Source organism: Amycolatopsis sp. NPDC104863 (genome assembly GCF_055582965.1).
This window is the reverse complement of the sequence record NZ_JBVJOW010000009.1, coordinates 502,044-527,842: the sequence shown is the minus strand read 5'-3', so window position 1 is coordinate 527,842 and position 25,799 is coordinate 502,044. Positions and strand designations below refer to the sequence as shown.

Below are 25,799 nucleotides of genomic sequence, written 5' to 3'. Positions count from 1 at the left end.
TGATTGAAGGGACGACACGCGTACGCAGGTGGACGACACGCGTACCTGGATGGACGACACGCGTACACAGGTGGACGACACGCGTGCCTGGAAGGTCGACACGCGTGATCGGGAGGTCGACTCGCGTGATTGGGAGGTCGACACGTGTGACTGGACGGACGACACGCGTGTTGGAGGGTCGACACGCGTGTCTGGAGGGGCATCACGCGTGACTGGAGGGGTGACACACGTGATTGAGGGGGCAACACGCGTGACTGGGCGGGCAACACACGTGACTGGAGGGGCGTCACGGGCGGTGGAGCCAAGCGGCGAGGGGCCGTGGGGCCCCTCGCCGTGAGGTGAGGTGAGTGGTTAGGCGCGGAGGGTTGCTTTGAAGTGCTCGCCGGCCGCGGCGATTGCGGCGTCGCGGGCCTTTGTGGCTTCGTCCACCGTTAGCGTCCGGTCCGCGGCGCGGAAGCGGAGCTTGTACGCCAGGGACCGCTTGCCCTCGCCGACCTGCTCGCCGTCGTAGACGTCGAACAGCGTGATGTCCTCCAGGAGCTCGCCCGCTCCCGTGCGCAGCACCGCCGCGAGGTCCGCCGACGGCACGTCCGCCGCCGCCACCAACGCGACGTCCAGGAGCACCGGCGGGTAGCCCGACACACTCGGCGCCGGGCGGGAGTCCGGGAGCGGGATCGCGTCGAGGTCCAGCTCCATCGCCACCGTCCGCGGCGGCAGGCCGAGCGCCTCGACCACCTTCGGGTGCAGCTCACCCGCGTGGCCCACCGGCCAGTCACCGACCCGCAGCTGGGCGCAGCGGCCCGGGTGGAACGGCGGCAGGTCGGCCGACTGCACCGTCAGCCTGATCCCGGCGGCCTCGGCGACCGTCCGGGCGGCCTGCACGGCGTCCGCCCAGTTCGCCGGCTCGCCCTGGCCCCACCAGCCGGCGCGGTGACGCTGGCCCGCGAGCACCACGGCGACGTGCAGCGGCTGCATCGGCACCGCGGCCTCCAGCAGCGCCAGCTCCTCGTCCGACGGCCGGTGCTCGACGCCGAGGTCCGGCACCTTCAGCGGGTTCGGCGCGGGCAGCACCACCTGGCCGATGTGGAACAGCGAGACGTCCTTCATCCCGCGCGAAACGTTGCGCTGCAGCGTGTCCAGCAGGCCGGGCAGCAGCGTGGTGGCCAGCCGGTTGCGGTCGGCCTCCAGCGGGTTGCGGACCACGACCGTGTTGCGGCGGACGTCCTCCGCCGGCAGGCCGAAGGCGTCCCACACCGCGTTGTCGATGAACGGGAACGGCCGCACCTCGACGTACCCCACCTCGGCGAGGGCCCGGGCGACCCCGCGGACGCGCCGCTGGCTGTCGGTCAGGCCGCGGCCGGCCGGGGCGGCCGGCAGCGTCGACGGGATGCTGTCGTAACCCTCGAGCCGCAGCACCTCTTCGACGAGGTCGGCGGGCTGTCGCAGGTCACCGCGCCAGCTCGGCGGGATCGCCGTGACCAGGCCGGTGCCGTCGTCGCCCGTGCTGACCGAGACCTTGCAGCCGATCTGGCTCAGCCGGCGCACGGTGACGCCGCGCTGGTAGCTCACGCCCGCGACCTTGTCGGGCAGGTTGATCGGCATCTCGACCGCCGGGTTCGGCTCGACCGACCCCTCGTCGGTGCGGCCGGGCCGGATCGACGCGTCGCCGTACTGGCGCAGCAGCCGGGCGGCCAGCTCGACCGCCGCCGCGCACAGCTGCGGGTCGGTGAACCGCTCGAACCGCTTGGCGGCCTCGGAGAACAGCTTGTGCCGCCGCGCGGTGCGGCTGATCGCGGCCGGGTTCCAGTGCGCCGCCTCAAGCAGCACGTCGGTGCTCTCCGGCGTGATCTCGGTGCTCGCACCGCCCATCGTGCCGGCCAGCGAGATGACCCCGCTGTCGTCGGCGATGACGACGTCGTCCGGGTCGAGCGTGCGCTCGACGTCGTCCAGCGTCGTCAGCTTCTCGCCCGCCTTCGCCCGGCGCACCACCAGGTCGCCCTGGATCGCCTTGGTCGCGAACGCGTGCAGCGGGTGGCCCAGCTCGAGCATGACGTAGTTCGTGACGTCGACGGCCAGAGAGATCGAGCGGATGCCGGCCAGCATCAGCCGCCGCCGCATCCACCACGGGGCGGGCGCGGTCGAGTCCAGGCCGGTGACCCGGCGCAGCACGAACCGCGGGCAGCCTTCGGGGTCTTCGACGTGGACCGGCCACGCGTCACCCTCGGCCGCCGGGACCTCCAGCAGCGCCGGGTCGCCGAAGGGCACGTCGAGGGCGTTCGACAGCTCGCGCGCCAGGCCGCGGATCGACAGCGCGTACCCGCGGTCCGGGGTCGGGGCCAGCTCGATGACCGTGTCGTTCAGGCCGAGCAGCGCCTGGCCGTCGTCACCCGGGCTCGCGGTGCCCGGCGGCAGCACGAGGATGCCGGTGTGGTCCTCGCCGAGGCCGAGCTCGCGCGCCGAGCAGATCATGCCGTCGCTGATCCGGCCGTAGGTCTTGCGGGAGGCGATGGCGAAGTCGCCGGGCAGCACCGCGCCGGGCAGCGCGACGACCACCAGGTCACCCTCGGTGAAGTTGCGCGCGCCGCAGATGATGCCGCGGGTCTTGATGCCGTGCGGGCCCTCGTCGAACTCGCCGGACTCGTCGTCCTCGTCCTCGTCCTCGTCGTCGGCTTCATCGGCGTCTTCGGCGTCCTCGTCGGCCGTCTCGCCGACGTCGACGCGGCAGAACCGGACCGGCTTCTTGAACTCGGTCAGCTCCTCGATCTCGGCCACCCGGCCGACGACCAGCGGGCCGGTCACCGGCCCGAGCTCACTGAGGTCGTCGACCTCGATGCCGATCCGGACGAACGCGTCGGCCAGGTCCTGCGGCGTGACCTCGTCGCCGATGTCGAGGTGCTCGGTCAGCCAGCTGACTGGGACTCGCACTACGCCTCCGTTCCGAAGGGAAGGGTGAAACGGACGTCGCCTTCCACCATGTCGCGCATGTCCGGGATCCCGTTGCGGAACTGCAGGGTGCGCTCGATGCCCATGCCGAAGGCGAAGCCCGAGTACACCTCGGGGTCGACGCCGCAGGCACGCAGCACGTTCGGGTTGACCATGCCGCAGCCGCCCCACTCGACCCAGCCGGGGCCGCCCTTCTTCTCCTCGAACCAGACGTCGACCTCGGCCGACGGCTCGGTGAACGGGAAGAAGTGCGGGCGCAGGCGGGTCTTGGAGTTCTCGCCGAACATCGCGCGGGCGAAGGCGTCGAGCGTGCCCTTGAGGTGCGCCATGGTGATGCCCTTGTCCACCGCGAGGCCTTCGACCTGGGTGAACACCGGGGTGTGCGTCGAGTCGAGCTCGTCGGTGCGGTACGTCCGCCCCGGGCACACGACGTACACCGGCAGGTCGCGGTGCAGCAGCGTGCGGGCCTGGACCGGCGAGGTGTGCGTGCGCAGCACCAGGCCCGAGTCCTCTTCGCCGACGTAGAAGGTGTCCTGCAGCTGGCGGGCCGGGTGGTCCTTGCCGAAGTTCAGCGCGTCGAAGTTGAACCACTCGGCTTCGAGCTCGGGGCCCTCGGCGATCTCGTAGCCCATGGCGACGAAGGCGTCGGCGACGCGCTCGGAGATGGTGCTGATCGGGTGCCGGGCGCCCCGCGGGACACGGTCCCACGGCAGCGTGACGTCGACGGCCTCTTCACGCAGCACCCGCTCGTCGCGCTCCACCTGGAGCTCGGCGCGGCGGGTGTCGAACGCCGACTGGACGGCCTGGCGAGCCTCGTTGACGCGCTTGCCCGCCTCGGCCTTCTCCTGCTTGGGCAGGGCGCCGATCTCCCGGCGGGCCAGCAGCAGCGGCGAGTGGTCGCCGAGGTGAGCCGGCTTGACCTCGGCCAGCGCCTCGAGCCCGGTCGCGGCGGCGAACGCCGCTTCGGCGGCCTTGACCGCCTCCTGCAGCGTCTCGGGGGCGAGAACCGCGCCGCCCTGGGCTTCCTTCTCCTTGGCTCCGGACATAACTCCTCGGCGTCCGCTGGGACTGGTCGTTCGCGCTCCGCCGGACACGCGGGGCACGAGAGGTCAAAGGCAGGAAAAGTCTATGGGATCCGGTCGGCGTGCCCTTGGTCGCCCCGGACCGCGCTCAGCGCTCGCGGAACGCGTCGGCGAAGTCGACGGACGCGAATTCGCCGGGGACCACGCCTTCGGCGGCGTAGCGGTACAGCGCCGTCTGGTAGATGCCGGACAGAGTCGTGGTGAAGACCGCCACCAGCAGGGTCCAGACGATCGCCAGCCCGACCGCGACGAAGACGGTGGCCGTGCCGCCGAGCAGGAAACCGGCCCCGAGGAGCACGACGTAACCGGCCAGGGTGAGGAGGAAGCCGACCAGGCCGATGCCCGCGGTGCCGGCGACGTTCTCGCCCCAGGCGCGGCGGAACAGCTCGACCGAGCGCTTGACGCTCACCTTCACGCCCGAGCCCTCCAGCATGACGACGGGCAGCACCAGGAACGTCGTGACGCGCCAGGCCAGGCCGACCAAGCCGCTGATGATGCTGCCGAGGAAGCCGAGCCGCTCCTCGATCGTGCGCAGCACGACACTGACCGTCGCGGTGAGGCCGGCCCAGCCGAGCAGCACCGGCCAGCGCCGGCCCGCCGCGGCCAGGCCCGCGCCGACGCCCGGGATGCCGCCGTCGCCGCGCAGGGCCACGTCGGCCTGGGAGATCAGCGCGGCGTTGAAGAAGATCGTGACGAAGGCCGAGACGAGGTAGAAGGCCGCCAGCAGCACGTACGTGCCGACGCTGGGCCGGAAGTGCTCGCCCGCGAGGTCGACGGTGAAGAACGCCGGCGTCAGGAACGCCGCGGCGACCAGCAGGCCGGCGATCCCGGCGAGCACCGGGAACCACGTCAGGCCCTTGTGGGCGCGCAGCACCCGGAACGAGGCGGCGAACAGCTTGAACGAAAGGGCGAGCCTGCCCATGATTTCCCCCCAGGTGACCACAGTGGATACCGGGCAGCTTAGCGGCCGGTCAGCGGCGCGCCGCCATCGCGCTCGTGTAGACGCAGACGGCCGCGGCGGTGGCGAGGTTCAGGCTCTCCGCCTTGCCGTACAGGGGGATCCGGACCGCGAGGTCGGTCCGCTCGAGGACGTCGGACGGCAGGCCGTGGGCCTCGTTGCCGAACACCCACGCGGTCGGCGTCGTGAGATCCACCCGATCGAGTTCGGCGTCGGCGTACCCGTGGGCCGCGAGGGTGCGGAGGCCGACGGCCGAACACGCCGTCAGCGCGGCCGGGACGTCGCGGACCCGCGTGACGGGCAGGTGGAACAGGCTGCCGGCGGCCGCGCGGACGCACTTGCCGTTGTGCGGGTCGACGGTGTCGCCCGCCAGGACCACGGCGTCGGCGCCCGCCGCGTCGGCGACCCGGATCACGGTGCCCGCGTTGCCGGGGTCGGCGACGTCCACAAGCACCACCACGAGCCGGGCGCCGGGCGTCACGGCCGCTTCGAGCGGCCGGTCCAGCAGCGCGCAGACGGCCACGATGCCTTGGGGTGTCACGGTTTCCGACAGCCCGTCGGCGGCGCGGTCGGTGATCGGCGAGACGGCGACGCCGGCCGCGCGGGCGGCCTCGACCAGCTCCGCGTGCTGGTCCGCCGCGCGGGCGGTGACGAACAGCTCGTGCACCGTGCCGTACTCGAGCGCCGCCTCGACGGCGTTCGCGCCCTCGGCCAGGAACCGGCCGGTCTTGTCACGCTCCGCGCGCCGCGTCAGCTTGCGCGCAGCAACGACCCGGGGGGTCCGTTCGGTGAACGGATCCACCCCGGGCCGGGGAAAACTGCCGGTCAGGCCGACTTCGCTTCGGTGTTGACGTTGGCCTTGGCGAGCTCGGCCAGCGCGGTGAAGGCGGCGGCGTCGTTGACGGCGAGGTCCGCGAGGATCTTGCGGTCGACCTCGACACCCGCGGCCTTGATGCCCTGGATGAACCGGTTGTAGGTCACGCCGTTCGCGCGGGCGGCCGCGTTGATGCGGGTGATCCACAGCTGGCGGAAGTCACCCTTGCGGGCACGGCGGTCCCGGTAGGCGTAGTTGAGCGAGTGAAGCGTCTGCTCCTTGGCCTTGCGGTACAGCCGCGAACGCTGGCCGCGGTAGCCGCTGGCCAGTTCGAGAGTTGCGCGACGCTTCTTCTGGGCGTTGACCGCCCGCTTGACGCGTGCCACGGGTCCATCCTGTCGATCTCAGGGGGCGAAGGGGACGCCCCGGGTGGTTACAGCAAGTTCTGCGGGATCAGATGCCGAGCAGGCGCTTGACGCGGCCGGCCTCGGTCTTCGACAGCTCGGTGGTGCCCTCGAGCCGGCGGGTGAGGCGGTTCGACTTCTTCTCCATCAGGTGCCGACGGCCGGCCTTCTGACGGCGCAGCTTGCCCGTGCCCGTGACGCGGATCCGCTTGGACGTCCCGCTGTGGGTCTTCATCTTCGGCATTTCAGTCCTCTTTCGTGCGGCGGCTCACCGGAGAACCGGTGAGCCGCTGACTGTGCTGGTCGGCGCCTACGCGTCGGGGGTCGGCTCGGGGGCCGCCTCGGCCTTCGCCTTCGGCTTCACGTTCTTGTGCGGGGCCAGCACCATGATCATGTTGCGGCCGTCCTGCTTGGCCGACGACTCGACGAAGCCGAGCTCCGTGACGTCTTCGGCGAGCTTCTGCAGCAGCCGGTAGCCGAGCTCCGGCCGGGACTGCTCGCGACCGCGGAACATGATCGTGACCTTGACCTTGTTGCCCGCCGCCAGGAAGCGCGACACGTGACCCTTCTTGGTCTCGTAGTCGTGCTGGTCGATCTTCGGGCGCAGCTTCTGTTCCTTGATGACGGTCAGCTGCTGGTTGCGCCGCGACTCACGGGCCTTCTGCGCGCTCTCGTACTTGAACTTGCCGAAGTCCATGAGCTTGCACACCGGCGGGCGGGCCTGCGGCGCGACCTCGACGAGGTCGAGATCGTTCTCCTGCGCCAGGCGCAGCGCATCCTCGATCCGGACGATGCCGACCTGTTCGCCGGCGGGGCCGACGAGTCGGACCTCCGGCACCCGGATTCGGTCGTTGATGCGTGTCTCGGAGCTGATGGGGCCTCCTTGGTCCGAGGAATGTTTCCTGTTCTCGTTTCGACCTGGTGCCCACATAGCGAAGGCCCCGACACCGTTCGGTGCGCGGGGCCCACTCTGTTTCCGATCGCATCCGGCCGCGAGGCCGGGCGCTTCACCCTGGACTTGCAGTCCGGGCGAGACCGGACCCGGACACCTGTACGGTGACGCGGGTGGGAGCGGGGCTCCACTTGCCGCCCCCGATTCCTCGGGGGCTGGTCGCTCGTGGAAGGGTACCAGACGTGTCAGATCAACCCTCCGAACAGCCCCCCTATTCCCCCGAAGCCCGCCACCTGGAGGACATCCCCAGCGTGGAGGTGATCAGCCGCGCGGCCGTGATGCTGCTGTCGGCCGGCGCCGAACGGCTCGGTCTCGCCGACGCCGACCCGGAGACGTCGCCGCACCGCGACCTCGACGAAGCTCGTCGTCTGATCACCGCGCTCGCCGGGCTGGTCACGGCGTCCGCCGAGTACCTGGGCCTGCACGCCGGCCCGTTGCGCGACGGCCTGCAGTCGCTCCAGAAGGCGTTCCGCGAGGCCTCGGCCGTGCCGGACGCGCCCGGCCAGGGCCCCGGTGAAAAGTACACCGGTCCCGTTTATTGATGGTTCACTCGCCCGGCTCCTGGCCGGGCGACCCGATGGTCAACTAACATGTTAGATGTGAGTCTCTCAAAGGTCACCCGCCCGCTGCTGCGCGACGAGGCGTACGAACGCATCCGGCACGCGATCGTCGACGGCACGCTGCCGCCCGGCGCCCCGCTGCGGGACGCCGACCTCGCCGAGCAGCTCGGGCTCTCGCGGGCGCCGGTCCGGCAGGCTCTTCTCCGGCTGACGGACGACGGGCTCGTCGAGTCGAAGCCGCAGAGCTACACCCGGGTGTCGGACGTGCTCTCCCCCGACGTCGAGGACGCCCGGCAGATCGTGCGGGTGCTGCACGAGTTCGCGGTCCGGCAGGCCGTCGCCCGCTGCCGGCCCGCCGACATCGCCGTGATGCGCGCGGCCAACGAGCGTTTCGCCGCGGCGATCGAAGCCCGCGACACGGTGGCCGCGGAGGCGGCGGACGACGAGCTGCACGCCGTCCCGGTCCGGCTGGCCGGCAACGCCGCCGTGATCGCGACCCTGGACCGCTACACGCCGCTGCTGCGCCGCCTGGAGCACGCGCGGTTCGGCTCGGCGCTGGCCTGGAGCTCGGTCGAGCGCCACACGAAGCTGATCGACGCGCTCGAAGCACAGGACACCGACACGGCCGTCTCGGTGATCTCGACCATCTGGACCGACCTCCTGGAGGACCGATGACCATCGCCGACTTCCCGCGTTACCCGCTGCTGATCGGCCCGTCGCCGGTGCACCCGCTGGAGCGGCTCACCGAGCACCTCGGCGGCGCGAAGATCTGGGCCAAGCGCGAGGACATGAACTCCGGGCTCGCGTTCGGGGGCAACAAGACCCGCAAGCTCGAGTACCTCGTGGCCGACGCGCTGGCGAGCGGCGCGGACACGCTCGTCTCGATCGGCGGCGTGCAGTCCAACCACACGCGGCAGGTCGCGGCGGCCGCGGCGCGCGCCGGGCTGAAGGCGGTGCTGGTGCAGGAAAGCTGGGTCGACTGGCACGACCCGCTGTACCTGAAGGCCGGCAACATCCAGCTCTCGCGGATACTGGGCGCGGACGTCCGGCTCGTCAACGCGGGGTTCAGCATCGGCTTCAAGAAGGCCTGGGAAGACACCGTCGCCGAGCTCGAAGCGGGCGAAGGCAAGCCGTACGCCATCCCGGCCGGCGCCTCCGACCACCCGCTCGGCGGGCTCGGGTTCGCGAACTGGATCGTCGAGCTCGAGAAGCAGGAGGAAGAGCTCGGCGTCTTCTTCGACACCGTGGTCGTCTGCTCGGTCACCGGCAGCACGCAGGCGGGGATGGTGGCGGGCGCGGCGCTCGGCCGCCCGCGGCGCATCCTCGGCATCGACGCCTCGGCCAAGCCGGACGCCACCCGCGCCCAGATCACGCGGATCGCGCGCAACACCGCCGAGCTGATCGGCGCCGGGCCGATCCCGGAGGTCGAGCTGGACGACCGGTACCACGCCGGGATCTACGGCATCCCCGACAAGCTCACCATCGAGGCCATCGAGACCTGCGCCCGGCTGGAGGCGATGATCACCGACCCGGTGTACGAGGGCAAGTCGATGGCGGCGCTGATCGACCTGGTCTCCAGCGGCGAGATCCCGCGCGACTCGACCGTGCTCTACGCGCACCTCGGCGGGCAGCCCGCGCTGAACGGCTACACGAGCGTCCTCGGCTGAGCGCCCCGGGGCCGTGGCCCGGCCCCGGGGAAAGCCTCAGTCCAGCACGCAGAGCACGTCGATCTCGACGAGCAGCTCGCCCGGCAGGCCGACGTACACCGTCGTGCGCGCGGCGTGCGGCGCGTCGCCGATCAGCTCGTCGTAGACCTCGTTGAACGGCGCGAAGTGCGCGGTGTCGGTCAGGTACACCCGCACCATGATCGCGTCGGCGAGGCTCGAGCCCGCCTCAGCCAGCACGGCTTCGATGTTCTTGAACGTCTGCCGGGTCTGGCCCACGACGTCGTCGCCGACGATCTCGTTCGTGGCCGGGTCGAACCCGACCTGACCGGCGACCTGCAGCAGGTTCCCCTTGCGGACGGCCTGCGAGAACTTCGCCGGCGGCTTCGGCGCGTTCTCGGTGGAAACTGCCGTCTTGCTCATCAGTGCCCCTTTCCGTTCTCCGTCCATCCACTGTGGACGGAAGCTTCCGTGGTGGCGGCCCGCAGCTCGGGCACCAGCGCCAGCAGGCCTTCGTAGTCGAGCAGCACCTTCGGCACCGACATCGACGCGGCGGCCAGCACCTCGCCGTCCGCCCCGCGCACCGGCGCGGCGATGCAGTGGATGAAGTCCTCGTGCTCGGCGTTGTCGACGGCGTAGCCGCTCTGGGAGACCCGCTCCAGCTCGGCGAGGTAGGCCTCGGCCGAGGTGATCGTGTTCGGGGTCAGCACCGGGTAGTCGATCGAGCGCGCGATCTCCTCGCGCCGCGCCGCCGGCATGGCCGCGACCAGGACCTTCCCCACCGCCGTGCAGTGCAGCGGCGCGCGCTTGCCGATGCGGGAGTACATCCGCACCGAGTGGCGGCCCTCGTACTTGTCGATGTAGACGACTTCGCCGTCCTCGTAGCTGGCCAGGTGCACGGTGTGCCCGGTGCGCGCGTTGAGCGCGGCCAGCGCCGGCTGGGAGCTGCGCCGGACGTCGAGCGAGTCGAGGGCCTGGTTGGCGAGGTCGAACATCGCGCTGCCGAGGCGGTAGTAGCGGGTGCCTTCGCGGCGGACGAAGTGGTGCTGTTCGAGGGTGCGCAGCAGCCGCAGCACGGTCGACTTGTGCACGCCGATCTCGTCGGCGAGGTCGTCGAGCGTGCGGGCGTCCTTGGCGATCGAGCTCAGCAGGGTCAGCGCGCGGTCCAGGCTCTGGCTCACGTCCGCACCACCCCTTCGCCGGTCAGCCGCGCCGAACCCCACTCGTCGGCGTCCGCGTGCAAGAGGCTATCCACGACGGTGTGCGGCAGCGGCACCCCGACGTCGTCGTGGGTGAGCAGGGTCGCGGCGGCCTGCAGGTGACCTCGCCGCAGCCGTTCCAGGGGCGCCGCGCCGCGCAGGGTGGCGGCGAGGAACCCGGCGGCGAAGGCGTCCCCGGCGCCGACCGGCTCGACGACGTCGACGCGCAGCGCGGGCGCGAACAGCGGCTCGCCTTCGACCAGGGTCGCCCCGCGTTCGCCGTGCTTGACGACCAGGGTGCGCGGGCCGGGCAGCAGCGCCCGCAGGGCAACCGGGTCGCCGGTCCCCCACACCTGCTGCGCCTCGTCGTCACCGGTCAGCACGATGTCCGCCTGCCCGGCCAGCTCGGCGAGCAGCCGCGGGTCGCGGCCGGCCCAGAGCGCCGGCCGCAGGTTGACGTCGAACGAGATCAGCCGGTCGCCGCGGGGCAGGTCCAGCAGCGCGCGCGCCAGCGCGAGGCAGCTGTCCGAGAGCGCGGGCGTGATGCCGGACAGGTGCAGCACGCGGACGCCGTCGAGGTCGAGCCGGTCCAGCAGCGACGGGCCCATGCCGGACGCCGCCGAGCCGGTCCGGTAGTAGCGCACCGGGCTGCCGCCGGCGCCGCTTTCCTTGACGTAGAGCCCGGTCGGGCGGGCCGGGTCGACGTAACACGCGCCGACGTCGACCCCGGCGGCGGCGATCTCCCGCAGCATCGCGCGGCCGAACGGGTCGTCGCCGACCGCGCTCACCCAGCCGCTCGGCACACCCAGCGCCGGCAGGTGGCAGGCCACGTTCGACTCGGCGCCGCCGATCGTGCGCGTCCACTGCCGCACCTCGTCCGGCGGGCCGGGTTCGGCGGGCACGAACAGCGCCATCGTCTCGCCGACACAGAGCACTTCGGGCCCGCTTGTCACTTTCCGTCTCCCCTGTCCTGCACCCCGTTGACCTGTGCCGACCCGGATGCTACACCTATGGCACTCAAAATGCGCAACAGTCGTTGCAACATACGCAACAGAGGTCGCCGCCGATGAACACACCCGCCGCCTGCTCGATCAACCCCGCCGCGCTCGCCGCCCTCCAGGAGGAGCGGATCGACTGGCGGTTCCGCTCGGCCGCGCCCGCGCTGACCGGCCTCACGCTCGCCGAAGCCGCGGACCGCCGGCTCAACCTCTTCACCGACGGCTTCTTCGCCCCCTTCGTCGTCCTCGACGAAGAAGCGCTCGAGCACAACCTGCGGACGATGGCCGCGTGGTGCGCCGCCCGGGGTGTGGTGCTCGCCCCGCACGGCAAGACGACCATGGCACCGCAGCTGTTCGCGCGCCAGATCGAGCACGGCGCGTGGGGCATCACCTGCGCGAACGCCGGCCACCTCCGGATCTACCGCGCGTTCGGCGTGTCCCGGATCCTGCTGGCCAACCAGCTGCTCGACCCGAGCGGGCTGAAGTGGCTGGCCGCCGAGCTGGCCGCCGACCCGGCGTTCGAGTTCGTCTGCTGGGTCGACTCCGTGCGTGGTGTCGAGCTGATGACCGAAGCGCTCGAAGGCACCGAGCGGCCCGTCGACGTCCTACTCGAGCTGGGCGCCGACGGCGGCCGCACCGGGGTGCGCGACACCGCGACCGCGCTGGCCGTCGCGGAAGCGGTCCACGCCAGCCCGGTGCTGCGGCTGCGCGGCACGGGCGGGTACGAAGGCGCGCTCTCCCACGACACCGACGAAGCCGCGCTCGCGAAGATCAGCTCCTATGTGGACGGTCTGCGAGACCTCGCGATCACCTTCGCGGACAAGGGACTCCTCGAAGGCCAGATCATCGTCACCGCCGGCGGCAGCGCGTACTTCGACCAGGTCGCCAACGAGCTGACGAAGCCGTGGCCGGACGGCCTCGACGTGCTCCCGGTCCTGCGCAGCGGCGCGTACGTGACCCACGACGATGGCTTCTACCGCGAGATCTCCCCGCTCGGCGACCACCCGCGCATCACCGGCGTCGAGTCGTTCCGGCCGGCGCTGCGGGCCTGGGCGCAGGTGACGTCGAAGCCGTCGGACGAGCTGGCCCTGCTGACCCTCGGCAAGCGGGACGCGTCCTTCGACGAGGGCATGCCCGAACCGCAGCTGCGACGGACCCCCAGCGGCCCCGCCGAGCCGCTCGAAGGCCACGTCGTCGCGAAGATGAACGACCAGCACGCCTTCCTGACGTTGCCCCCGGGCTCGCCGGTCGAGGTGGGCGACTGGATCGGCCTCGGGCTTTCCCACCCGTGCACGGTGTTCGACAAGTGGCCGCTGCTGCCGGTGACGGCCGCGGACGGCGAAACCGTCGCCGGCCTCGTCCGGACGTGGTTCTGATGGACGTCGTCCTGCGCGGCGCGCTGGTCGCCGACGGCACCGGGGACGCGCTCACGCGCCACGACGTCGGCATCACCGGTGAGAAGATCGCGAGTGTCGCCGAGGCCGGTTCGCTGGCCGGGAAGCGCAACATCGACGCCGACGGCCTGGTGCTCGCGCCCGGGTTCATCGACATGCACTCGCACTCCGACCTGCAGCTGCTGGCCAACCCGGACCACCCGGCCAAGATCACCCAGGGGGTCACGACCGAGGTGCTCGGCCAGGACGGGCTGTCCTACGCCCCGGTCGACGACACCGTCCTCGAAGCGCTGCGGCAGCAGCTCGCGGGCTGGAACGACGACCCGGCCGGCTTCGACTGGAACTGGCGCTCGGTCGGTGAGTACCTCGACCGGCTCGACCGGGGCATCGCGGTCAACGCCGCCTACCTCGTGCCGCAGGGCACGGTCCGGATGCTCGCGGTCGGCTGGGACGACCGGCCGGCGACCGAGGCCGAGCTGAACCGCATGAAGGAGCTCGTCGCGACCGGCCTGGCCGAGGGCGCGATGGGCATGTCGTCCGGGCTCACCTACACCCCGGGCATGTACGCCGAAACCAGCGAGCTGGTCGAGCTGTGCCGCGTCGTCGGCGAGGGCGGCGGGTTCTACAGCCCGCACCACCGCAGCTACGGCAAGGGCGCGCTGGAGGCGTTCGCCGAGATGATCGACGTCTCCCGGCGCTCGGGCTGCCCGCTACACCTGGCGCACGCCACGATGAACTTCTCGGTCAACAAGGGGAAAGCGCCCGCCCTGCTCAAGCTGCTCGACGACGCGCTCGACGACGGCTGCGACGTCTCCCTCGACACCTACCCTTACCTCCCGGGCGCAACCTACCTGTCCGCGCTGCTGCCCAGCTGGGCCACCGAAGGCGGGCTCGACGCCACGCTCGCCCGGCTGTCCGATGTGGACGAACGCGAGCGGATCCGCGCGGAGATCGAAGAGTCCGGTTCGGACGGCGCCCACGGCGTCCCGATCGACTGGGACGCCATCGAAATCAACGGTGTCCGCAACGACCACAACGCCCACCTGGTGGGGCACAGTGTCGCCGGTTCGGCGCGCGCCGCCGGCCTCGAACCGGCGGCACTGTACTTCGACACGCTCCTGGACGAAAAGCTCGGCACGTCGTGCCTGATGCACGTCGGGCACGAGGAGAACGTCCAGGCGATCATGCGCCACCGCACGCACACCGGCGGCAGCGACGGCCTGCTCGTCGGCGCCCGGCCGCACCCGCGCGCCTGGGGCACGTTCCCGCGTTACCTCGCCCGGTACGTCCGCGAACTGGGCGTGCTGGACCTCGCCGAATGCGTCGCCCACCTCACCGGGCGGGCCGCACGGCGGCTGCGGCTGACCGACCGCGGGCTCGTCCGCGCCGGCTACGCCGCGGACCTGGTGCTGTTCGACCCGGACGCGGTCACCGACACCGCCACCTTCGACGACCCGCGGCAGGCCGCCGCGGGCATCACGCACGTCTTCGTCAACGGCGTCGCCGCCCTCGACGACGGCCGTCCCACCGGCGCCCTCGCCGGCCGTTCCCTGCGCAATCCCGGGAGAGCCCGATGATCCACTGGCTGCAAACCACCACGGGCGGCCTGCTGACGCTCGCCGCCGTCTCGATCGCCGTCCTGCTGCTGCTGATCGTCAAGCTCAAGATCGAGCCGTTCATCGCGCTGATCGTCGTGGGCCTGCTGACGGCGCTGGCGGCGGGCCTGCCGGTCGGCACGATCGTCGGCACCGCGCAGAAGTCGTCGGACTCCCTGCTGGAAAAGGGGTTCGGCAGCATCCTCGGGCACATCACGGCGATCATCGGCCTGGGCACGCTGCTCGGGTCGATCCTGGAACGCTCCGGCGGCGCGAAGGTGCTCACCGGCGCGCTGCTGCGCGGGTTCGGGGAGAAGCGGGCGCCGCTGGCCATGGGTGTCGCCGGGTTCATCTTCGGCATCCCGGTCTTCTTCGACATCGGCATCTTCGTGCTGGCCCCGCTCGTGTACGTCGCGGCGAAGCAGGGTGGCCGCTCGCTGGTGCTCTACGCGATGCCGCTGCTCGCGGGCCTGTCGATCACGCACGCCTTCCTGCCGCCGCACCCCGGCCCGGTGGCCGCGGCCGGCCTGCTGCACGTCGAGCTCGGCTGGATCATCCTGATGGGCCTGGCCTGCGGTGTCCCGGCGTTCCTCGTCGGCGGCGTGCTGTACGCGACCTGGATCGGCAAGCGCATCAACGTCGACGTGCCCCAGGAGATGATCGTCGCCGAGGAGGAAGGCGAAGAAGAGGCGGACGTGCCGTCGCTGGCGCTGGTCGGCTCGATCATCGCGGTGCCGCTGGTGCTGATCCTCGCCGGCACGTTCGGCAGCATCTGGCTGCCGAAGGGGTCCAAGCTGTCGGGGGTCGCCGCGTTCATCGGCACGCCGGCGGTCGCGCTCACGGTCGCCGTGCTGCTCGCGTCCTGGCTGCTCGGGCTGCGGCGCGGGTTCACCGGCAAGGACCTCAACGAGCTGGCCGCGAAGTCGCTGCGGCCGGTCGCGATGATCCTGCTGGTCGTCGGTGCGGGCGCGTTCTTCGGCGCGGTGCTTTCGGCCACCGGCATCGGCAAGGCCGTCGCCGACTCGCTGCACAACGCCGGGCTGCCGGTGCTGCTCGCGGCGTACGTGATCAGCTGCGGCATGCGGATCGCGCAGGGCTCGGCGACGGTCGCGATCGTGACCACGAGCGGGATCATCGCCCCGACCGTGGCGCAGCTCGGGTATTCGCAGGTGCAGCTGGCCCTGCTCGTCATGGCGATCTCCGCCGGGTCGATCATCGCCTCGCACGTCAACGACGGTGGTTTCTGGATCGTTTCGCGGTACTTCAACCTGAGCGTGGTGCAGACGCTGAAGTCCTGGACGGCGCTGGAAACCGTGCTTTCCCTTTCGGGATTCGGGGTTTCGGCATTGCTCATGGCCGTGGTCTAGACCATACTGGAGGGAAGCCGCCGCCCGAACCGTTGGGAGACAATGATGACCGGACTTTCCCGTCGCACGTTCCTCGGCGCCGCCGCGGGGGCGGGTGCCGCGACCGTGCTCGGCGCGCAGTTCGCCGCCGCGGCCACCACCGCGCAGGGCTGCATCGCCGGAGGAACCGTGTACATCGGCAGTTACACCAGCGGGGCGAGCGGTCACGGCCTCGACGTCTCGAGCCGGTCGGGCGCCACGCTGGGCCCGGTCCGCACGGTGCCGGGCATCACCGACACGTCGTGGTTCGACCGCAGTGTCGACGGCAAGACTCTCTACGTCACCAACGAAGGCGACCCCAACGGGTTCGTCTCGGCGCTGAACATCACCGACGCCTTGAACCCGAAGCTGCTCAACAAGGTTTCGTCCAAGGGCGGCGCGCCGACGCACCTGAGCGTGCACTCGAGCCAGAAGTACGTGCTGGCCGCGAACTACAGCTCGGGCAGCGTCGTCGTGCTGCCGATCCTCGCCGGCGGCAAGCTCGGCGCGGCCACCGACCTGGTGACGCACAAAGCCGACTCCGGGCAGGCGCACGCGCACCAGGTCGTCAACGACCCGACCGGGCGCTGGGTGCTGTCGGTCGACCTCGGCGCCGACTCGGTGTACGTCTACTCCCTCGACGTCACGACCGGGAAGCTGGCGCTGCACCAGCAGCTGAAGCTGCCGGCCGGCGCCGGGCCGCGGCACCTCGCGTTCGACAGCACCGGGAAGTACGCCTACGTGCTGCAGGAGCTGCGGCCGGAGGTGACGGTGACGAGCTGGGACGCGGCCACCGGCACGCTGAAGGCGCTTTCGGTCGTCCCGGCCGTGCCGCCGGGCAGCACCGGCGACCTGTTCCCCGGTGAGATCACCCTGTCCAAGGACGGGAAGTTCGCCTACGCCACCGTCCGCGGGCCCAACACCCTGGCGACGTTCTCCGTCGCCGGCGCGACGCTGAAGCTGGTGTCCACTGTGTCCAGTGGCGGCAACTGGCCGCGGCACGTGGCCCTCGACCCGGCGGAGAACTGGTTCTACGTCTCGAACCAGCGCTCCGGCACCGTCACCTGGCTGCCGCGCGACCCGGCCACCGGCCTGCCCGGCGCGGTCGCCGGCAGCCTGGCGGTCCCCGACGTCAACTCGGTCCACTTCGCCTGACCCCAGGCCGCACTGGAGGATCCTCATGAGACTGCGCCGCACCCTGCCCGTCGTCGCCGGGCTGGCCCTGCTGGCCGGCTGCGCGCCCACCCAGTCCGCGCCCGCGGGCGCCGGCGGGGACGAAAAGACCGGCACCGTTCGCGTCTGGCTGTTCGACGAAGCCAACCGCGCGCCGAAGGAGGCCGCGGTCAAGGAGGCGATCACCGAGTTCAAGGCCGCCCACCAGGGTGTCGAGGTCGACGTCCAGTGGGTGCCGGTCGAAGGGCGCGCCGACAAGTTCTCCGGCGCCTTCAACGACCCGGCCAACGCACCCGACGTCGCCGAGTTCGGCAACACCGACGTCTCCAGCTACGCGGCCACCGGCGCGCTGGCCGACCTGACCGGCGACCTCGCGTCGTGGACCGAGGGCAAGGACCTCATCCCGACCGTGCTGGACACCGCCAAGTCCGGCGGCAAGACCTACGGCCTGCCCTGGTACACCGGCATCCGCGCGTTGTACTACCGCACCGACCTCTTCACCGAGCTCGGCCTCAAGCCGCCGTCGACGCTGGCCGAGCTGACCGACGACGCGCGCAAGATCCGCGCCGCCAAGCCGGACCTCTACGGCATCGCCGTCGGCGGCAAGTACACCTACGCGATGCTGCCGTTCCTCTGGGCCAACGGCGGTGAGCTCGCGCAGGAGAGCGACGGCAAGTGGAAGTCGGCGGTGACCGGCGAGCAGGCCAAGTCCGGCGTGACGCAGTACGCGAACCTGCTCAAGGACGACATCTGCCCGCCCGCGCAGTGCGCGAACCTCACCGGCACCCAGAGCGTCACGGCGTTCGCCGGCGGCAAGGCCGGGATGACCATCGGCGGTGACTTCAACCGCAAGGCCGTCGAACAGGGCGCGGTCAAGGGCAAGTACGCCATCGTGCCGCTGCCGGGCACGACGGCGGGCAGCGTCGCCCCCGCGTTCGCCGGCGGCAACCTGCTCGGGGTGTTCGGCGCGAGCAAGCACCGCGGCCTCGCGCTGGACTTCATCAAGCTGCTCGGTGGCCCGAAGTACCAGGAGAAGATGTACACCGCGATGGGCAACCTGCCGACGCTGGCCGGGGTGCAGCAGAAGCTCGCCGTGAACGACCCGTCGCTCAAGCCGTTCGTCGACACCCTGAAGTCGGGCACGAAGTTCGTCCCGGCGACGCCGGCGTGGTCGAAGATCGACAGCCAGAACGTGCTGCCGACGGCCGTCCAGCAGATCGCGACCGGCGGCAAGGACCCGTCGGCGGCGCTCACCGAGGCGGCCGCGGCGATGGACAAGGCCTTCGGGTAGTGGTGACCGTCCAGGAGGCCCCTTCCGTCACGGCGCCCGCCCGGCGGCCGCGGCGGAAGGGGGACGGCCGGGCCGCCGCGCTCTACCTCGCCCCGGCGGGCGTCCTGCTCGCCGCGATGCTGGCCTACCCGATCTACCAGCTGGTCCTGATCTCGTTCTACGACTACGGCCAGCCGCAGGCTTCGGGCAACGCGCCCCTGGTGTTCCTCGGCTTCGCGAACTACGCCGACCTGCTCTCGCAGGTGCAGTTCTGGACGGTGCTGGGCAAGACGGTCGGGTTCGCCGCGGCCTGCGTCGCCGGCTCGCTCGTCGTCGGCACCGGGCTCGCCGTGCTGGCCAGCCGGGTGCGCTCGCTCCCCCGGACGCTGCTGTTCCTCGCCGCGCTGGGCGCGTGGTCGACACCGGCGATCGCGGGCTCCTACGTCTGGCTGTTCCTCTTCGACACCGACTTCGGCCTGGTCAACGAGGTGCTCTCGGGCCTCGGGCTGCCGTTCGAGCACCACTCGTGGACCTTCGGCACGCTCGGCGCGTTCGGGCTGGTCGCCGCCGAGGTGATCTGGTGCTCGTTCCCGTTCGTGCTGGTCACGATGTACGCCGGGATCAAGGGTGTGCCCGACGAAGTGCTCGAAGCCGCGTCGCTCGACGGCGCGTCGGTGTGGCGGACGACGGGGTCGATCGTGCTGCCGATGGTGCGGCCGCTGCTGATGATCGCGACCGTCCAGTCGATCATCTGGGACTTCAAGGTGTTCACCCAGATCTACGTGATGACCAACGGCGGCGGGGTGGCCGGGCGCAACCTCGTGCTCAACGTCTACGCCTACCAACAGGCTTTCGCCGGGCAGGAATACGGCCTCGGCTCGGCGATCGGAGTCGTCATGACGCTGTTGCTGCTGTCCGTCACCGGGCTGTACGTCCGGTCGCAGCGCCGGAGCGCGGCATGGCTGTGATGACCGCGCGCCGCGTCCGCCGTCCCGGCCGACTGGTCGCCGAGATCATCACGGTGGTCATCGCCGGGATCGTCGCGTTCCCGCTGTACTGGATGTTGCTCTCCGCGGTGAAGCCGCCCGGCGAGATCCAGTCGGCGAACCCGAAACCGTGGACGTTCAGCCCGTCGTTCGAAAGCTTCTCCCGCGTGCTCACGGTGTCCGGCTTCGGGCGGTTCTTCGTGAACAGCCTCGTGGTGGCGCTGGTCGTCGTGGTGCTTTCGCTGCTGCTGTCGTTCCTGTCGGCGGTCGCGCTGACGCGGTTCTCGTTCAAGGGCCGGACCGTGCTGCTGGTGATGATCCTGGTCGCCCAGATGGTGCCGGTGGAGGCGCTGACCATCCCGCTGTTTTTCCTGATGCGCCAGATCGGCGGGGTCGCGCCGGCGTTCGGGCTGAACGAGCTGGGGTCGCTGGTGCTGGTGCACCTGGCGTTCAGCCTGCCGTTCGCGATCTGGATGCTGCGCGGGTTCGTCGCCGCGGTGCCGGTGGAGCTGGAAGAGGCCGCGAAGCTCGACGGCGCGTCCCGGATGCGGTTCACCTGGCAGATCCTGTTCCCGCTGGTGGCGCCCGGGCTGGTCGCGGTCAGCGTGCTCGCGTTCATCCACGCCTGGAACGACTTCCTCTTCGCCAAGACGTTCATCATCTCCAAGACGGAGAACCAGACGCTGCCGCAGGCGATCCTGGTGTTCTTCAAACCGGAGGACACTGACTGGGGTGCGGTGATGGCGTCCTCGACCCTGATGACGATCCCGGTTCTCGTGTTCTTCGTCCTCGTGCAACGACGGCTGGTGTCCGGCATGGCCGGCGCCGTGAAGGGCTGACATGTCTTTCGACACCCTGCTCCCCCGTCCGGTTTCGGTGTCCCCGGCGCCGGGGACCTGCCCGTGGCCGTCCACTGTGGACGTCCGCGCGGCCGACCTGCCCGCAGAGGGCTACCGGCTGGAGATCTCCGAGTCCGGCGTGGTGCTGTTCTGCGGCGACCCCGCCGGGGAGGTCTACGGACGGCAGACCTTGCGCCAGCTCGCCGGCCCCGACGCGTTCCGCGCCGCGTCCATCCGGAGTGGCCTGTCGGTGCCCTGCGGTGTGGTCGAGGACCACCCGCGCTTCGGGTGGCGCGGCTGCCTGCTCGACGTCGCCCGGCACTTCCGGACCAAGGCCGAGGTGCTGCGGTTCGTCGACCTGCTGGCCGCGCACAAGCTGAACGTGCTCAACCTGCACCTCACCGACGACCAGGGCTGGCGGTTCGAGGTCCCCGGCCTCCCCCGCCTGACGTCGGTGGGCGGCTGGCGGCCGTCGTCGATGACCGGCAGCGGGGGCCCGCAGGACGGCCGGCCGCACGGCGGGTTCTACACCGGGGACGACCTGCGGGAGATCGTCGCGTACGCGGCGTCGCGGGCCATCACGGTGGTGCCGGAGATCGACATCCCCGGCCACGCGCGGGCGGCCCTGGCGGCCTACCCCGAGCTGGGCACCGAAGAGGCGTACGAGATCTGGATCGCCTGGGGCATCAGCACTTCGCTGCTCGACCCGACCGAGTCCACTTTGGACTTCTTCCGCCGGGTCTTCGACCACCTGCTGGAGATCTTCCCGTCGCCGGTGATCGCCCTGGGCGGCGACGAGACGCCGGGCGCGACCGACGAGCACCGCAAGTTCGTCCGGCAGCTGGCCGAGCACCTGGTGGCGCGCGGCCGCACGCCGATGGGCTGGGACGAGGTCCTCGACATCGGCGGCCTTCCCCCGATGGTGATCGGCTCCTGGCAGAACGAGACGGCCGGGCAGCAGGCCGCCGAAGCCGGCCACGACGTGGTCATGTGCCCGGAGCAGCACGTCTACCTCGACCACCGCCAGTCCGACCACCCGGACGAGCCGATCCCGGTCGGCTGGGTCCACACTCTCGAAGACGTCTACACCTACGAACCGGCGCTGGCCGGGCCACGGCTGCGCGGGGTGCAGGCACAGGTGTGGAGCGAGCACCTGGACACCGTCCGGCGGGTGGACTACATGGCCTTCCCGCGGTTGTCGGCGTTCGCCGAGGTGGCGTGGAGCAGCGGGGCGCGGGACTACACCGAGTTCCTGCCCCGGCTGCGCGACCACCACCTGCCGCGCCTCGACGCGCTCGGCGTCGAGTACCGCCCCCTCGACGGCCCGCACCCGTGGCAGACCCGGCCGGGGGTGCCGGGCCGGCCGCGCTGATCAGGGCCGCAGCGTCACCTCGAACGCCTTTGTCGGGCCGACGTTGCCGGCCGCGTCGATCGAGCGGTACTCGATCCGGTGGCGGCCGTACCCCGGCGTCCGGGTCGCGAACGGAGACACCGTCAGGCCGCCGGAACCGAGGTTGCCGTAGGCCAGGCCGTCGATCTCCGTGCCCCGCGCGGTGAACAGGTAGGGCGCGGTCGCGTCCGTCGGCCAGCCGTAGTACTTGTGCCAGCCGTCGCCGTCCACGCGGAACTCCGGCATCCCGTCGGACGGGGTCAGCCGCATCGTGAAGGAGCCGTGGAAGACGTTGTCCTTCGCGGGCGGCAGCTCGGCCGTGGTGGTCGGCCCGGACGCGTCCACCGCCCAGGTGAGGGTGGTGCCGCCCGTGGTGGCCGTGAGCGTGTGCGCCCCGCGGGCCGCGTCGACGGTGAAGTCGGCCCCGCGACCGGCGGGCCGGCCGTCGAGCTTCCAGGACACCGTGGGGATCGAGCCGGTCGGCTCGCCGGTCTCGACGTAGACGACGTTGCCGGCGCCGACCGGCAGCGAGGTCGGGGTCGACGCCACCACCGCCGGTCCCCCGGCCGGCGGTGTGACCACCGAGGTGTCGACGGTCCAGGTGCGGGTCGCCGTCGGCCGCGCGGCCGGGTCGCGGACGAACGGCGTCGGGTCGGTCACCTTGGCGGTCAGCGTGTGCTTGCCCGGCTTGACGTGCGCCTGCCGCAGGTCGAGCGCCTCGGAGCCGCGCTGCGGGACGCCGTCCAAGGTCCAGCTGACGTCGAGGCGGTGGCTGACGGGGTGCATCGTCCGCACCCACACAACGCGGTCGGCGCCGATCGTCCCGGCCGGCGTGCCGCCGCTGACGAGCGGCACCTTCCCGGCGATGCGCTGGGTCATCCGTTCACGCCCGACCTGGTCGAACGCGTACCCGAGCGTCTTCATCATCGAGTGCTGACTCGGCCGCCAGACGCCGGTCTGGGTGTAGAGCCCGCCTTCGAACCGGCCGATCCGGCCGCCGGACTCGCTCGGCTCGCCCAGCCAGCGCCACCACTTCGTGTGCTGGTCGCGCATCTGCCGCTCGGTCAGCAGGGTGTGGTGGATCGAGTCGGGCTCGCCGCCTTCGTAGGCGCCGCCCGGGACGTTGCGCGCGTAGTAGTCGTATTCGTCGTCGAGGCCGCCGAGCGAATGGCCCAGCTCGTGGGGCGAGATCAGCGCGGACAGCGCGTTGCCGCCGGACGCCGTCGCGTAGGTGCCACCCGCGCCGCCGTACGTGGCGCTGTTGGCGAGGGCGAGGATCTGGCGGTTCGCGCGGGTGGTGCCGGGCACGAGGTCGGCGTACTTCTGCGCGGCGGTGTCGTCGACGGTCAGGAGCCGCTGGACGCTCTGTGCGTTGCAGCCGCCCCAGAAACCCATGTTCAGCGGGGTGTCCTTCTGCGGTGACGCCAGGTCCGGGTCACAGTCCACACCGGACTCCGGCGAGGCGATCGACACGGCGTAGACGTTGAAGTAGCTGCGGTAGGACTTGAACGGCTCGAGCGACCAGAGGGTGTTCACGTGCCGCTGGACGTCGGCGAAGAACTTCGGCTGCTCGGCGGCGGTGTACCCGTCCCCGAGCACCACGAGGTTGAACCGCTGCGCGGCCGGCCCGCTCACCTGGACGTCGGTGACGGCGGCAGCGGGCTCCTCGGCGTGCGCGGGTACGGCGACGGCAACGCTCAAGAGAAGCGCGGCGACAAGCCCGGCCCAGTTCCGCATGGCGGCTCTCCCCTTCCTCGGCTGGGTCCCGGTCTACCGCACTGGTTTGCCGGCCGGAACCGCCGGAAGTCGGAGGCGTGAGGTATAGGTCGTTATACGCGAGTCAGCCGGTACCAGACCTCGGGCCGCCCGACCTGGCCGTAGTGCGGCTCGCGGTGGGCCATCCCGTTGTCCGCCAGGTACTCCAGATACCGCCGCGCCGTCACGCGGGACGCGCCGATCGCGCTCGCCGCCGCGCCTGCCGACAGGCCTTCCGTCGCTCCCGACAGGGCGTCGCGGATGGCCTCCAGGGTCTGGACGCTCATCCCCTTCGGCAGCGGGGGCTGCTCGGTCGTGCGCAGCGCGCCGAGGGCGCGGTCGATCTCGGCCTGGCCCGTCACTTCGCCGGACGCGTCGCGGAACTCGCGATAGCGCTCCAGTTTTTCGCGCAGGGTGGCGAAGGTGAACGGCTTGAGCAGATACTGCACCACGCCGACCGACACCGCGGCCTTCACCAGCCCGAGGTCGCGCGCCGACGTCACCGCGATGACGTCGATCGGCAGCCCGGCCGCGCGCAACGACCGGCACACCGCCAGGCCGTGCGTGTCCGGGAGGTAGAAGTCCAGCAGCACCAGGTCGACCGGCTCGCGTTCGCAGAACCGCAGCGCGTCTCCGCCCGAGTGGACCACGCCCGCCACGGAGAACCCCGGGAGCCGTTCGACGTAGACGCGGTGCGCCTCGGCGGCCACCGGCTCGTCCTCCACCACCAGCACCCGGATCACCGGTCCGCCTCCCGCCGCGGGAGCCGCACGGTGAACACCGCGCCGCCGTCCCGGCCGATGTCGACCGTACCGCCGTAGCGGCGCACCGCCTGCCCGACGAGCGCGAGACCGAGCCCGTGGCCGTCCTCGGCCTTCGTCGACCAGCCGCGGCGGAAGACGTCGGCGTCGTCGGGGACGCCGGGTCCGGTGTCGCCCACCCGCAGCAGCAGCTCCCCCGGATCGGAGCGCGCGGTGACGACGACCGCCGGTTTGCCGGTGCCGCGCACCGCCGCGTCGATGCCGTTGTCGATGAGGTTGCCGAGGATGGTCACCAGGTCGCGGGCCGCGACGCCGAGCGAGACGTCGTCGATCACCGTGTCCGGCGTGACGGTGAGCTCGACCCCGCGTTCGCTCGCCTCGGCCGCCTTTCCCAGCAGCAGCGCGGCGAGCACCGGCTCGGCGACCGCGCCGACCACGCGGTCGGTCAGCTCCTGGGCGAGAGCGAGCTCCGCCGTCGCGAACTCGACCGCCTGCTCGGGTTTTCCGATCTCCACCAGGGAAACGACAGTGTGCAGCCGGTTCGCCGCCTCGTGCGCCTGCGACCGCAGCGCCTCCGCGAGCCCGCGCGCGGTGGTCAGCTCCCCGGTCAGCGTCTGCAGTTCCGTGTGGTCGCGCAGGACGACGACGGTGCCCTGCGACCGGCCGCCCGAGCGGACGGCGGTCGTGCTGACCAGCAGCACGCGGGCGTCGGTCAGGTGCAGCTCCTCGGCCCGGTTCTCGGCCGAGGTGAACGCGCGCGCCAGCTCGTCCGGCAGGCCCAGCGACGCCAGCTCGCGCCCGACCGGGTCGGCGTCGAGGCCGAGGAGGGCGCGCGCACCGTCGTTGCAGAGCCCGATCCGGCCGTCCCGGCCGACGAGCAGCACGCCCTCGCGCACCGAATGCAGGACGGCTTCGTGGTACTCGAAGAGGTTGCTCAGCTCGTCCGGCGCAACCCCGCGGGTCTGGCGCCGCAGCCGGGCGCTGATCAGCCAGCCGCCCAGCGCCCCGACCAGCAGCACCGCGCCGGCGACGCCGAACAGCGGCCACAGCCGTTCACGTAGCTCGGCCGAGATCGCCGCCACGGTGATCCCGACGGCGACCAGCGCGACCACCCGCTGCCCCGGCCCGAACACCGGCACCACCGTCCGGATCGACGGGCCGAGGGAGCCGGTGTAGGTCTCGGTGAGCTCCTGCCCGCGTTGCGCTTGGGCGATGTTGCCGATGTAGTGCTGGCCGATCAGCGCCGGGTTCGGGTGCGTGTAGCGGATCCCGGCCGGGCTCATGATCGTGATGAAGTCGACGCCGGTGTCGTGCTGCACCTCGACGGCGAACGGCTGCAGCGTCGAGCTGGGGTCCGGTGCGCCCACCGCGGCGAGCACGGACGGCGCGTCGGCCACCGTGGAGGCCACGGCGCGCACCTGGTCCTTGGCGTTCTGGTCGACCGCCCGCGACGCGTCGAGGTAGGCGAACGTGATCCCGGCGCCGGCGAGCACGCAGAGCACCACCAGCTGCAGCACGAGCAGCTGGCGCGCCAGGCTCCAGCGGGACGACGTCGAGGACACCTCCTCATACCAGCACACCGGCGCCCGGGTGTCCGAACGGGACGGTGCGATCAGCGCGCGAACTCAATGAACACAAGTGAGCCGGATCACCCGCGTGGGCCTACAGTGTGCCGCA

At 71.5% G+C, this 25,799-nt stretch carries 24 protein-coding genes; 11 read left to right on the top strand and 13 right to left on the bottom strand.

Features of this window, described 5'->3' with window-relative positions:
* Nucleotides 1–351: 351 nt before the first annotated feature.
* The 7 genes from pheT to infC form a co-directional block, all read right to left on the bottom strand.
* Nucleotides 352–2,925, bottom strand: coding sequence for a phenylalanine--tRNA ligase subunit beta (pheT, locus tag ACZ63J_RS41200; protein ID WP_465405639.1), 2,574 nt, complete (start codon nucleotides 2,923–2,925; stop codon nucleotides 352–354).
* Complete coding sequence (gene pheS / locus ACZ63J_RS41195; RefSeq protein ID WP_465310182.1) at nucleotides 2,925–3,989, bottom strand: phenylalanine--tRNA ligase subunit alpha; 1,065 nt, start codon at nucleotides 3,987–3,989, stop codon at nucleotides 2,925–2,927. Before pheS ends, pheT begins: the two co-directional genes overlap by 1 nt.
* A gap of 124 nt (nucleotides 3,990–4,113) precedes the next feature.
* Entirely contained in the window at nucleotides 4,114–4,947 is an 834-nt protein-coding gene (locus ACZ63J_RS41190; RefSeq protein ID WP_465405637.1) for a DUF6159 family protein, read from the bottom strand.
* 49 nt (nucleotides 4,948–4,996) lie between these two features.
* The gene (locus ACZ63J_RS41185) at nucleotides 4,997–5,785 is read right to left on the bottom strand and encodes a TrmH family RNA methyltransferase (RefSeq protein ID WP_465405635.1); all 789 of its coding nucleotides are present in this window, start codon (nucleotides 5,783–5,785) and stop codon (nucleotides 4,997–4,999) included.
* Between the two features lie 23 nt (nucleotides 5,786–5,808).
* Nucleotides 5,809–6,183: a 50S ribosomal protein L20 gene (gene rplT / locus ACZ63J_RS41180; protein WP_086672344.1), complete on the bottom strand. Its 375-nt coding sequence runs from the start codon at nucleotides 6,181–6,183 to the stop codon at nucleotides 5,809–5,811.
* 67 nt (nucleotides 6,184–6,250) lie between these two features.
* Entirely contained in the window at nucleotides 6,251–6,445 is a 195-nt protein-coding gene (rpmI, locus tag ACZ63J_RS41175; RefSeq protein ID WP_220241959.1) for a 50S ribosomal protein L35, read from the bottom strand.
* Between the two features lie 66 nt (nucleotides 6,446–6,511).
* Nucleotides 6,512–7,132, bottom strand: a complete 621-nt coding sequence (gene infC / locus ACZ63J_RS41170; protein ID WP_086856944.1) for a translation initiation factor IF-3 — start codon at nucleotides 7,130–7,132, stop codon at nucleotides 6,512–6,514.
* 203 nt (nucleotides 7,133–7,335) lie between these two features.
* Between infC and ACZ63J_RS41165 the strand changes: the two genes are divergently transcribed.
* From ACZ63J_RS41165 to ACZ63J_RS41155, 3 genes are read left to right on the top strand one after another with little or no spacing between them, the layout of a single operon-like run.
* Complete coding sequence (locus ACZ63J_RS41165; protein ID WP_323337907.1) at nucleotides 7,336–7,695, top strand: DUF1844 domain-containing protein; 360 nt, start codon at nucleotides 7,336–7,338, stop codon at nucleotides 7,693–7,695.
* A 57-nt stretch (nucleotides 7,696–7,752) separates the two neighbouring features.
* Nucleotides 7,753–8,388 carry a GntR family transcriptional regulator gene (locus ACZ63J_RS41160; protein WP_465310179.1) on the top strand — a complete coding sequence of 212 codons (636 nt, stop codon included), beginning with the start codon at nucleotides 7,753–7,755 and terminating at the stop codon, nucleotides 8,386–8,388.
* On the top strand, nucleotides 8,385–9,380 hold the full coding sequence (locus ACZ63J_RS41155; RefSeq protein WP_465405633.1) for a 1-aminocyclopropane-1-carboxylate deaminase: 996 nt from the start codon (nucleotides 8,385–8,387) through the stop codon (nucleotides 9,378–9,380). Before ACZ63J_RS41160 ends, ACZ63J_RS41155 begins: the two co-directional genes overlap by 4 nt.
* Nucleotides 9,381–9,416: 36 nt before the next feature.
* On the opposite strand, the gene ACZ63J_RS41150 is transcribed toward ACZ63J_RS41155, so the two are convergent.
* The 3 genes from ACZ63J_RS41150 to ACZ63J_RS41140 are packed head-to-tail and all read right to left on the bottom strand — an operon-like array spanning nucleotide 9,417 to nucleotide 11,529.
* Complete coding sequence (locus tag ACZ63J_RS41150; RefSeq protein ID WP_465335473.1) at nucleotides 9,417–9,800, bottom strand: RidA family protein; 384 nt, start codon at nucleotides 9,798–9,800, stop codon at nucleotides 9,417–9,419.
* The gene (locus tag ACZ63J_RS41145; protein ID WP_465405631.1) at nucleotides 9,800–10,558 is read right to left on the bottom strand and encodes an IclR family transcriptional regulator; all 759 of its coding nucleotides are present in this window, start codon (nucleotides 10,556–10,558) and stop codon (nucleotides 9,800–9,802) included. The genes ACZ63J_RS41150 and ACZ63J_RS41145 overlap by 1 nt, the downstream gene beginning before the upstream one ends.
* Nucleotides 10,555–11,529 carry a sugar kinase gene (locus ACZ63J_RS41140; RefSeq protein ID WP_465405630.1) on the bottom strand — a complete coding sequence of 325 codons (975 nt, stop codon included), beginning with the start codon at nucleotides 11,527–11,529 and terminating at the stop codon, nucleotides 10,555–10,557. Before ACZ63J_RS41140 ends, ACZ63J_RS41145 begins: the two co-directional genes overlap by 4 nt.
* Before the next feature lie 113 nt (nucleotides 11,530–11,642).
* Here ACZ63J_RS41140 and ACZ63J_RS41135 point away from each other — a divergent pair, with 113 nt between their 5' ends.
* The 8 genes from ACZ63J_RS41135 to ACZ63J_RS41100 are packed head-to-tail and all read left to right on the top strand — an operon-like array spanning nucleotide 11,643 to nucleotide 21,588.
* Nucleotides 11,643–12,950 (top strand): amino acid deaminase, encoded by a 1,308-nt coding sequence (locus ACZ63J_RS41135; protein WP_465405628.1) that lies wholly within the window; start codon nucleotides 11,643–11,645, stop codon nucleotides 12,948–12,950.
* On the top strand, nucleotides 12,950–14,545 hold the full coding sequence (locus ACZ63J_RS41130) for an N-acyl-D-amino-acid deacylase family protein (protein ID WP_465405626.1): 1,596 nt from the start codon (nucleotides 12,950–12,952) through the stop codon (nucleotides 14,543–14,545). Before ACZ63J_RS41135 ends, ACZ63J_RS41130 begins: the two co-directional genes overlap by 1 nt.
* The gene (locus ACZ63J_RS41125; protein ID WP_465405624.1) at nucleotides 14,542–15,930 is read left to right on the top strand and encodes a GntP family permease; all 1,389 of its coding nucleotides are present in this window, start codon (nucleotides 14,542–14,544) and stop codon (nucleotides 15,928–15,930) included. Before ACZ63J_RS41130 ends, ACZ63J_RS41125 begins: the two co-directional genes overlap by 4 nt.
* Before the next feature lie 45 nt (nucleotides 15,931–15,975).
* Nucleotides 15,976–17,103 carry a lactonase family protein gene (locus ACZ63J_RS41120; RefSeq protein ID WP_465405623.1) on the top strand — a complete coding sequence of 376 codons (1,128 nt, stop codon included), beginning with the start codon at nucleotides 15,976–15,978 and terminating at the stop codon, nucleotides 17,101–17,103.
* Between the two features lie 25 nt (nucleotides 17,104–17,128).
* Nucleotides 17,129–18,412 carry an extracellular solute-binding protein gene (locus ACZ63J_RS41115; RefSeq protein ID WP_465405621.1) on the top strand — a complete coding sequence of 428 codons (1,284 nt, stop codon included), beginning with the start codon at nucleotides 17,129–17,131 and terminating at the stop codon, nucleotides 18,410–18,412.
* On the top strand, nucleotides 18,412–19,359 hold the full coding sequence (locus ACZ63J_RS41110) for a carbohydrate ABC transporter permease (protein ID WP_465335465.1): 948 nt from the start codon (nucleotides 18,412–18,414) through the stop codon (nucleotides 19,357–19,359). The genes ACZ63J_RS41115 and ACZ63J_RS41110 overlap by 1 nt, the downstream gene beginning before the upstream one ends.
* Nucleotides 19,350–20,216, top strand: a complete 867-nt coding sequence (locus ACZ63J_RS41105; RefSeq protein ID WP_465405619.1) for a carbohydrate ABC transporter permease — start codon at nucleotides 19,350–19,352, stop codon at nucleotides 20,214–20,216. Before ACZ63J_RS41110 ends, ACZ63J_RS41105 begins: the two co-directional genes overlap by 10 nt.
* A 1-nt stretch (nucleotide 20,217) precedes the next feature.
* Entirely contained in the window at nucleotides 20,218–21,588 is a 1,371-nt protein-coding gene (locus ACZ63J_RS41100) for a beta-N-acetylhexosaminidase (protein WP_465405617.1), read from the top strand.
* Here ACZ63J_RS41100 and ACZ63J_RS41095 read toward each other — a convergent pair whose 3' ends face one another.
* From ACZ63J_RS41095 to ACZ63J_RS41085, 3 genes are all read right to left on the bottom strand, one after another.
* The gene (locus ACZ63J_RS41095; protein ID WP_465405615.1) at nucleotides 21,589–23,343 is read right to left on the bottom strand and encodes a M64 family metallopeptidase; all 1,755 of its coding nucleotides are present in this window, start codon (nucleotides 23,341–23,343) and stop codon (nucleotides 21,589–21,591) included.
* Nucleotides 23,344–23,435: 92 nt separating this feature from the next.
* Complete coding sequence (locus ACZ63J_RS41090) at nucleotides 23,436–24,104, bottom strand: response regulator (RefSeq protein ID WP_465310166.1); 669 nt, start codon at nucleotides 24,102–24,104, stop codon at nucleotides 23,436–23,438.
* Nucleotides 24,101–25,702, bottom strand: coding sequence for an ATP-binding protein (locus tag ACZ63J_RS41085; RefSeq protein WP_465405613.1), 1,602 nt, complete (start codon nucleotides 25,700–25,702; stop codon nucleotides 24,101–24,103). The genes ACZ63J_RS41090 and ACZ63J_RS41085 overlap by 4 nt, the downstream gene beginning before the upstream one ends.
* Nucleotides 25,703–25,799: the final 97 nt, after the last annotated feature.

What these genes read in the sequence shown, in the direction of transcription:
- ACZ63J_RS41095 (WP_465405615.1), bottom strand. Translation starts at nt 23,343, where the DNA reads ATGCGGAACTGGGCCGGGCTTGTCGCCGCGCTTCTCTTGAGCGTTGCC.
- ACZ63J_RS41105 (WP_465405619.1), top strand. Translation starts at nt 19,350, where the DNA reads ATGGCTGTGATGACCGCGCGCCGCGTCCGCCGTCCCGGCCGACTGGTC.
- rpmI (WP_220241959.1), bottom strand. Translation starts at nt 6,445, where the DNA reads ATGCCGAAGATGAAGACCCACAGCGGGACGTCCAAGCGGATCCGCGTC.
- ACZ63J_RS41135 (WP_465405628.1), top strand. Translation starts at nt 11,643, where the DNA reads ATGAACACACCCGCCGCCTGCTCGATCAACCCCGCCGCGCTCGCCGCC.
- ACZ63J_RS41130 (WP_465405626.1), top strand. Translation starts at nt 12,950, where the DNA reads ATGGACGTCGTCCTGCGCGGCGCGCTGGTCGCCGACGGCACCGGGGAC.
- ACZ63J_RS41120 (WP_465405623.1), top strand. Translation starts at nt 15,976, where the DNA reads ATGACCGGACTTTCCCGTCGCACGTTCCTCGGCGCCGCCGCGGGGGCG.
- ACZ63J_RS41155 (WP_465405633.1), top strand. Translation starts at nt 8,385, where the DNA reads ATGACCATCGCCGACTTCCCGCGTTACCCGCTGCTGATCGGCCCGTCG.
- infC (WP_086856944.1), bottom strand. Translation starts at nt 7,132, where the DNA reads ATGTGGGCACCAGGTCGAAACGAGAACAGGAAACATTCCTCGGACCAA.
- pheS (WP_465310182.1), bottom strand. Translation starts at nt 3,989, where the DNA reads ATGTCCGGAGCCAAGGAGAAGGAAGCCCAGGGCGGCGCGGTTCTCGCC.
- ACZ63J_RS41115 (WP_465405621.1), top strand. Translation starts at nt 17,129, where the DNA reads ATGAGACTGCGCCGCACCCTGCCCGTCGTCGCCGGGCTGGCCCTGCTG.
- ACZ63J_RS41100 (WP_465405617.1), top strand. Translation starts at nt 20,218, where the DNA reads ATGTCTTTCGACACCCTGCTCCCCCGTCCGGTTTCGGTGTCCCCGGCG.
- ACZ63J_RS41150 (WP_465335473.1), bottom strand. Translation starts at nt 9,800, where the DNA reads ATGAGCAAGACGGCAGTTTCCACCGAGAACGCGCCGAAGCCGCCGGCG.
- ACZ63J_RS41125 (WP_465405624.1), top strand. Translation starts at nt 14,542, where the DNA reads ATGATCCACTGGCTGCAAACCACCACGGGCGGCCTGCTGACGCTCGCC.
- ACZ63J_RS41190 (WP_465405637.1), bottom strand. Translation starts at nt 4,947, where the DNA reads ATGGGCAGGCTCGCCCTTTCGTTCAAGCTGTTCGCCGCCTCGTTCCGG.